The organism is Pseudomonas sp. P5_A2_2 (assembly GCF_054177685.1).
Genome location: NZ_JBGCUL010000526.1, coordinates 1 through 3,174 on the forward strand (window position 1 = coordinate 1; position 3,174 = coordinate 3,174).

The 3,174-nt window shown below is 56.8% G+C and carries 3 protein-coding genes; all 3 read right to left on the minus strand.

Annotated elements, in window-relative coordinates; genetic code table 11:
• Positions 1–121, minus strand: a 121-nt coding sequence (locus ACXRVY_RS21670) for a LysR family transcriptional regulator (protein ID WP_458238205.1), incomplete at its 3' end; no start/stop codon positions are given.
• Between the two features lie 60 nt (positions 122–181).
• Positions 182–1,612 (minus strand): amino acid permease, encoded by a 1,431-nt coding sequence (locus tag ACXRVY_RS21675; RefSeq protein ID WP_458238204.1) that lies wholly within the window; start codon positions 1,610–1,612, stop codon positions 182–184.
• A gap of 150 nt (positions 1,613–1,762) precedes the next feature.
• Positions 1,763–3,040 (minus strand): cystathionine gamma-synthase family protein, encoded by a 1,278-nt coding sequence (locus ACXRVY_RS21680; protein WP_223458748.1) that lies wholly within the window; start codon positions 3,038–3,040, stop codon positions 1,763–1,765.
• Positions 3,041–3,174: the final 134 nt, after the last annotated feature.

Consider the following 3,174-nt stretch of genomic DNA (forward strand, 5'->3'; position numbering starts at 1 on the left):
GCTGACTGACCGCGCCCTGGGTCAAAAACAGTTCTTCGGCGGCATGGGTGAAGTTCAAACAGCGGGCAGACACCTCGAATGCCCGCAGCCAGTTCAATGGGGGTAGCGTCTTTTGCTTCATGGCTTGAACCTCTTGGACGCCCCCTCCACCGAGCACGCTTGCCCATCCCGTCGACGCTGACTAGAACGCGTCGGACGGTTGTGCCAAGGGGGCAACCGACAAGCGTCGCTCGCGGCTTTTGCGGGTAATGTAATACACGAAATAGCACCAGGCGATGAAGGGCAAACCGAAGTACAACGCCACTCGCTGCTCCGGATCGAAGGCAATCCCGACACACGCCAGACTGCAGCAGACCAGCGCTCCCAACGGCACCCATGGATAACCCCGGCCACGGAATTTCAAGTCGCGGATGTCACCGCCGTTGGCCACATAGTGACGGCGGAAAGCAATCTGGCTCGCAGCGATGCTCATCCAGACCACTACGACCGCCAATCCGGAGATCGACACCAGTGCCAGATAGATGGTGTCGGCGGCAAACACACTGCTGAGCAACGAGGCAGCCCCACCCGCCATGCTGATGATAATCGCGTTGAGCGGCGTGCCCATGCGCGTCAGTGCCGAGAATCGCTTGGGCAGGTGACCCTGGTCACTCAGCGTCCAGATCATCCGTGACGCGGCATACAAACCGGAGTTGGCGGCCGACAGCAAGGCACTGATRATCACGAAGTTCATGATGTCTGCCGAATAGGGAATCCCGATGTAGGTGAACACAGTCACGAATGGACTCTCTACCAGGCCGGCCTGCTCTCGAGGCAATAGTGTTGCCAGGACAAAAATGGTCCCTACGAAAAAGATCGCCAGGCGCAGCACGGTCGTGCGGATGGCACGCGGCACGTTGCGCTGCGGGTCTTTGGTTTCCCCTGCGGCAATACCGATCAACTCAGTGCCGGAGAATGCAAAAGACACCGCCAATAACGTCATGGCTATCGGCATGACTCCGGTAGGAAAAAGTCCTTCGCGAGTGAAGTTGCTCAACCCGATACTGTGGCTCTGCTCGATGTGCAGCAAACCGAGAATCGCGCCACCGCCAATCATCAAAAACACGATGACGGTCACCACTTTAACCAGAGACAACCAGAACTCGGTCTCAGCGAACAGGCGCACCGAAATCACATTGGTCAGAAACACCAGACCTGCAAACAACGCACTCCAGATCCATACCGGTGTATCCGGGAACCAACGCACCATCAAGATACCGGCGGCGGTGAATTCAGAACCGATGGCCACCGTCCAGGTCAGCCAATACAGCCAGGCGACGGTATACCCGGTACCGGGCCCCAGAAAGCGGGTGGCATATGTACTGAACGAACCGGTTTCCGGCATCTGTACCGCCAGTTCGCCCAGGCACATCATCACCATGTAAACCATGAGCGCGCCGATGATATAAGCGATCACCGCACCCAGAGGACCGGCCTGGTTAACCGTATATCCAGACGTGAGAAACAGCCCGGTACCGATGACGCCACCTAATGCCAACATGACAATATGCCGTGTTTGCATTTCCTGTTTAAAACCGGAACGCGAGTGAAATTGTTCTTCTTTTATGGACATGGTTGCTCTCATGAAAGTTATTAGGGCGCGAATTAACGTCTGCGATGACTGACTGGGCAGAGAAAAAACAGATCGCCACTAAGTTTTATTATTATYCCACTTCATGAACGCCCCACTCACATCCTTGCAGTGAGGTTTAACGCTAACGCTTCAGCTTGCAACTTCGGCGCAACTTTCATTGATTGAAAGCTGCGTGTTTGATGGTGCGGGTTCGTTGCCCGCCCCCCTGACAAATGCGAACGCCTGTTTCAGGTCGTCGAGCAGATCGTCGGTGTCTTCAATGCCGACAGAGATCCGCACCAGCCCTTCGGAAATACCCAGGGCCAGGCGTTCCTCCAGCGTGTTCTCGACATGGCTGGTGGTGCGGGCCGGACCGTAGATGGTTTCCACCGCACCGAGATTGCCCGCGCAATGGGCGAATCGCAGTCGTGGCAAGAGTACCTTGACCGTGTCCATGCCGCCCGCCACCACAAAGCTGACGATGGCGCCGAAGCCGGACATTTGCGCACACGCCACCGCATGATTCGGATGGCCTGGCAAACCGGGATAATTGACCGACTCCACCAAGGGTTCGACGCAGAGGTACTCGGCCAGTGCGCGGGCACTGCGCTGCTGCTGACGCATGCGCAGCACCAAGGTTTTCATGCCGCGAATGATCATGTAGGCGGAGAACGGGTCGAGCGTCGCACCGTTGATTTCCCGGTAATGACGCACCTTGTCCATCAGTGATTCACTACCGCACACCAGGCCGCCAAGCACGTCGCCGTGGCCGCTGAGAAACTTGGTGGCACTGTGAATGACCACGTCCACACCCAGTGCCAGCGGGTTCTGATTCAATGGCGTGGCGAAGGTGTTATCCGCCACCACAATGGCACCGACACGCTTGGCCGCAGCCACCAGACGCTCGATATCGAGTATTTTCAGCGTCGGGTTGGTTGGCGTTTCCAGATACACCAATTGGCAACCTTTGGCGATTTCGCGTTCGATTTCTTCGTGATCGAACGTCTCGCACAACGTCACGTTCACACCGGTGCGTGGCAGGAACTCTTCGAAAATCTTGTTGGTGCCGCCATAGCTGTCCCTGGTCGAGACCACCCGATCGCCATGGGCCAGGAAGGTGTAGAGCACGCTGCTGATCGCCGCCATCCCGCTGCTGAAAGCCACGGCTGATTCGGCCAGTTCCAACTCGCAAATCTTTGCCTCGAGGGTCTCGACTGTCGGGTTGCTCATGCGGCTGTAAATAAAGCCGGGCGCCTTGCCCAACGCAACGTCGTACCAGACATCGATGTCGTCATAACCATAGGCGGCACTGACCACGATGGGCGTTTGAGTGGCGTTGTAGGGATGCCTGACCTGCTCCCCGCCCCACACGGCACGGGTTCCCGCACCTGCATTAACAAACCCTGCGTTGTCTGGTTTTTTATTCATAAAGACTACTCGCACTGAGGGTGGCGAATGTTGAGTCACTCACCGGATCTGGCGGCCAATATAGTGAAAAGCAGCGCCGCCGAGAAACGATGTTATCGGTGCCAAAGGGCCGCTTTTTTTAATGGCTGTGATTG